We start from the raw sequence: 3,629 nt of genomic DNA, 5'->3' as shown, positions 1-3,629 counted from the left end.
CCCGCTTTTGCGAGATGCGAGGGTTAGAGGACCTCCGCGAGGAGCGCGAAGCGCTCGCGGGGCGGGGAGACGCGCTCGAAGCAGTCCACGCGGAGGCGGGCGAACTGGGGGCGATGTACGGCGACCGGAGCGCGGAGGTGCGCCAGCGCAACGTCACCGAGTTGGAGCGCACCCTCAACGAGACGTTCGAAGTCGTCTACGGCAACGACGCCTACGCGCACATCGAACTCGACGGCGAGTACGTCCTCACGGTCTATCAGAAGGACGGCGAGGCGTTAGACCCGGAACAGCTCTCCGGGGGTGAGCGCGCGCTGTTCAACCTCTCGTTGCGCTGTGCGATCTACCGGCTGCTCTCGGAGGGGATCGAGGGCGCGGCCCCGACGCCGCCGCTCATCCTCGACGAGCCGACGGTCTTTCTCGACTCCGGACACGTCTCCCGCCTCGTGCGCCTCGTCGAGGAGATGCGCGGGTTCGGCGTGCGACAGATACTCATCGTCAGCCACGACGACGAACTGGTGGGTGCCGCAGACGAACTCGTCATCGTCGAGAAGGACCCTCGGTCGAACCGGTCGACGGTGCGAAGAGAAGACGCGGCCGAACTCGACGTCGCGTCGCTCGCGGACGACTGAGTCGGGCGTCGGGTGACCTTGATGTCGGCCGACTTGGAGGCCGGCGGGGTCGCCGATGAGGGACCGACGCTCTATGCGGCGCGGCGTTCCTTCGCCTTCGGGCGGAGCTTCGTGTAGCCGCACTTGCGGCAGCGGTCGGCGTCGGGAGAGTTGCGGGCGTTACAGCGCATGCAGATGTGTCGATCGAGGTTGCGGCGTTCCGCGGCGTCGAAACTGGCCATACGGCTACTGTCGTGGCGACGCTGTAAAAGCTTGCGAGACGCGGCCGGTCGCGACGGACCGCGTCTGACTGTCCGGCTACGCGCCCGCCTCGGCGAGCGCCGCTTCGATATCCTCTCGCTGTGTGACGCCCACGAACCGATCGACGACGCCGTCGTCGTTCTCGACGATCAGCGTCGGAAGCGATCGCACCTGATACTGGTTGGCGACGTCCTGCTCCTCGTCGACGTTCACCTTCTGGAGTTCGAAGGCGTCGCCGAGGTCCTCCTGAATCTCCTCGAGGATCGGGTCCTGCGTCTTACACGGGCCACACCAGTCTGCGTGAAAATCCAGCAGTCGAACAGTCATTATCCGCCGCAACGTACCGTCGCACCGCGCATAAGGGTTTCCCACTCGTGCGTCTCCGAGTACAGGACCGCCGACCACGGGACCGCGAGCCCTCGGCTGCGGCCCGCGGACCCGGAGCCGAGCGCACGGCGGCCGATGACGACTCCGGGACGCGAGCGAAACGTTTAGAACGCGGTGAGACCCATCGAGAGGTATGAGCAGTGGCTCCAACTCCGGCGGCCTGATGTCGAGTGCGGGACTGGTCCGCTACTTCGACAACCAAGGCCGAGACGCGATCACGATGAACCCGAAGACCGTCCTCGCCTTCTGCGTCCTCTTCGGCGTCTTCGTCCAGATCCTCTCTCTGACGGTCGCGTAGCGCGCCCTTTTTGCCCGTCCCCGACGGATAGGCGGCCATGCAAGCAGGCGTCATCGCCGTGCAGGGCGACGTGGCCGAGCACGCCGCCGCCGTCCGGAACGCCGCGGCCGCCCACGACGAGTCCGCCGAGGTCGTCGAGGTCCGCGACGCCGGGATCGTGCCCGACTGCGACGTCCTCCTCATGCCGGGCGGGGAGTCGACGACCATCTCGCGGCTGATCCACCGAGAGGGGATCGACGCCGAGGTCCGCGAGCACGTCGCGAGCGGGAAGCCCGTGCTCGCGACCTGCGCCGGCCTCATCGTCTGCTCGCGGGACGCGAAGGACGACCGGGTCGACGCGCTCGGGCTCGTCGACGTCTCCGTCGACCGCAACGCGTTCGGCCGCCAGAAGGACTCGTTCGAGGCGAAAATGCCGGTGACCGGGCTCGACGAGCCGTTCCACGCCGTGTTCATCCGCGCGCCGCTCATCGACGACGTGGGCGCGGACGTCGAGGTGCTCGCGACGGTCGACGGCCGACCGGTCGCCGTGCGCGACGGTCCCGTCGTCGCCACCTCCTTCCACCCGGAGCTCACCGACGACCCGCGGATCCACGACCTCGCGTTCTTCCCCGGGGACGAGGTGGTCGCGTGAGCGACGCGGAGCCGGACGCGGACGGAGAGCCCGAGGCCCCCCTCGACGAGCTGTTCGCCACCATCGAGTCACGGAAGGCGGAGCTCCCCGAGGGGTCGTACACCGCCTCGCTGTTCGCCCACGAGAAGGGGGAAAACGCGGTCTTAGAGAAGATCGGGGAGGAGTCGACCGAGGTCATCCTCGCCGCGAAGGACGACGACCGCGACGAGCTCACCGCCGAGAGCGCCGACCTCGTCTACCACCTGCTGGTGTTGCTCGCGATGAAGGACCTCGACCTCGACGACCTGCGCGGCGAACTCCGCGAGCGGTTCTGACCGCGTCCCGCGCGCGCCCAAGACGCTTCCGCGCGCCTACCGCTCCCGTTCGCGCCTATCGCTCCCGTTCGAGCTCGCGATCGACCTCGTCGAACTCCTCCGTCTCCAGCTCGCTCTCGATCCGGCGCTCGAACTCCGCCTCGCTGATCTGTCCCTCGACGTACTGCCGGCGGAGCCGGTCCTGACGGCTCTCCGGCGCGTCGTCGGACGCGGTCGACGTGGACGAGGGCGAGGACGACCACGAGTCGCCGATCGAGTCCGCGTCGACCGAGTCATCGCTCCCGGAGAGCCACGATCCGGCCCTGTACGCGACGTAGACGAGCCCGGCGAGAACGGCGAGCGTGACGATTCCGGAGACCACCGCGAGCACGAGGTTCAGGAACCACCAGACGACGGAGACGAGGATGCCGACGCCGACGAGCACCGCGAGCGCGACCGCGCCGTAGTAGAGGGCCTTCTTCCCGTCCATACCGGGGAGTGGCGGGTCCGGGCGCAAATACCTTCGGCCGCGGGGTCGCTCGGAGCGGGCCCGCCGCGCTCGCCGTCAGAAGACTTATTCGCCGGTGTGTCCGTTACACTCGGGAATGGTACTGGAATCGCGACCGCGACCGAGACGCGCCCCCGTGCGGTCCGACGAGGGACGAGCGTGACCGGGGAGTCGGATCGGGCGGCCGAGGAGTCCGCCCCCCGAACCGTCGATCGGCGGACCGTCCTCGGCGCGCTCGCGGGGGCCGGAAGCGCCGCGGTCGCGGGCTGCTCCGGCTCCGAGCCGGACGACGCCGCGACGGGCGATCTTGAACAGGATCGCCTCGACGAGCTCGCGGCCCGCTTCGCGCCGACGCTGTACTTCGATTCCGCGGAGCCGTGGTTCCCGACCGACCCGCGACCGTACGCGTCCGAGCGGGACGGCGAGACGGTCGTCGACGGCTTCGCGGCGTTCGAGGGCTATCACGGGCGGTTCGAGGCGGCGGGCGAGCCGCCGAATCCGACGGTGTTCTACAACGGCGTCCGGTACGAGGACTCCCCGCTCGCGGTCGTCCAGTTCTGGATGTACTCCGCGTTCGACCAGTTCACCGCGAACTTCCACTGGCACGACTGGGAGGTGCTCCACGTGTTCGTCGACCTCGACA

The 3,629-nt window shown here is 68.8% G+C and carries 7 protein-coding genes and 1 pseudogene; 5 read left to right on the top strand and 3 right to left on the bottom strand.

Features of this window, described 5'->3' with window-relative positions; genetic code table 11:
• The coding region (locus tag SD626R_RS10670) for an AAA family ATPase (RefSeq protein WP_176697310.1) at nt 1–629 on the top strand (629 nt) is incomplete at its 5' end.
• 71 nt (nt 630–700) lie between these two features.
• On the opposite strand, the gene SD626R_RS10665 is transcribed toward SD626R_RS10670, so the two are convergent.
• Together SD626R_RS10665 and SD626R_RS10660 are read right to left on the bottom strand one after the other, a co-directional pair.
• Nucleotides 701–850: a 50S ribosomal protein L40e gene (locus tag SD626R_RS10665; protein WP_004049145.1), complete on the bottom strand. Its 150-nt coding sequence runs from the start codon at nt 848–850 to the stop codon at nt 701–703.
• Between the two features lie 76 nt (nt 851–926).
• Complete coding sequence (locus SD626R_RS10660; protein ID WP_092566346.1) at nt 927–1,196, bottom strand: thioredoxin family protein; 270 nt, start codon at nt 1,194–1,196, stop codon at nt 927–929.
• Between the two features lie 193 nt (nt 1,197–1,389).
• Here SD626R_RS10660 and SD626R_RS10655 point away from each other — a divergent pair, with 193 nt between their 5' ends.
• From SD626R_RS10655 to hisE, 3 genes are read left to right on the top strand one after another with little or no spacing between them, the layout of a single operon-like run.
• Nucleotides 1,390–1,554 carry a preprotein translocase subunit Sec61beta gene (locus SD626R_RS10655; protein ID WP_049984357.1) on the top strand — a complete coding sequence of 55 codons (165 nt, stop codon included), beginning with the start codon at nt 1,390–1,392 and terminating at the stop codon, nt 1,552–1,554.
• A gap of 37 nt (nt 1,555–1,591) precedes the next feature.
• A complete protein-coding gene (pdxT, locus tag SD626R_RS10650) occupies nt 1,592–2,185 on the top strand; it encodes a pyridoxal 5'-phosphate synthase glutaminase subunit PdxT (protein ID WP_092566345.1) in 594 nt (197 codons plus the stop codon).
• Entirely contained in the window at nt 2,182–2,499 is a 318-nt protein-coding gene (hisE, locus tag SD626R_RS10645; protein WP_092566344.1) for a phosphoribosyl-ATP diphosphatase, read from the top strand. The genes pdxT and hisE overlap by 4 nt, the downstream gene beginning before the upstream one ends.
• 55 nt (nt 2,500–2,554) lie before the next feature.
• On the opposite strand, the gene SD626R_RS10640 is transcribed toward hisE, so the two are convergent.
• Complete coding sequence (locus SD626R_RS10640; RefSeq protein ID WP_092566343.1) at nt 2,555–2,968, bottom strand: hypothetical protein; 414 nt, start codon at nt 2,966–2,968, stop codon at nt 2,555–2,557.
• A 177-nt stretch (nt 2,969–3,145) separates the two neighbouring features.
• Between SD626R_RS10640 and SD626R_RS10635 the strand changes: the two are divergent.
• Nucleotides 3,146–3,629: pseudogene (locus SD626R_RS10635) on the top strand (hypothetical protein); the annotation flags it as partial.

The sequence above is a fragment of the Halorubrum sp. SD626R genome (genome assembly GCF_001261915.1).
Lineage (GTDB): Archaea > Halobacteriota > Halobacteria > Halobacteriales > Haloferacaceae > Halorubrum.
The sequence above is the reverse complement of the archived record's forward strand: the minus strand, read 5'-3'. Positions and strand labels throughout refer to the sequence as shown.